Source organism: Marinobacter vinifirmus, from assembly GCF_002258215.1.
Taxonomy (GTDB): Bacteria; Pseudomonadota; Gammaproteobacteria; order Pseudomonadales; family Oleiphilaceae; genus Marinobacter; species Marinobacter vinifirmus.
In genome coordinates this window covers 1-223 of record NZ_NEFY01000057.1, presented here as the reverse complement: position 1 = coordinate 223, position 223 = coordinate 1, and the positions used below count along the sequence as shown (strand labels likewise).

The window sequence follows — 223 nt, the reverse complement described above, 5'->3', positions numbered from 1 at the left end:
GGGGCCGTAGCTCAGCTGGGAGAGCGCCTGCCTTGCACGCAGGAGGTCAGGAGTTCGATCCTCCTCGGCTCCACCAAATTTTACTGACTAGCCTTAATAGGGTTAGCAGTGTACAGAAACAAGCGTTTCAGTTGTATGACTCTGTTGAGAGTGGCGACTGAAGGTCTTCTTTCTGATCACTGGGTCAGATTTGCTCTTTAACAAATTGGACGAGATAGAACAC

General features: G+C 49.8%; 1 tRNA gene. It reads left to right on the top strand.

The features are described 5' to 3' along the window. A tRNA-Ala gene (locus B9Q17_RS17945) sits at positions 1-76 on the top strand. Positions 77-223: the final 147 nt, after the last annotated feature.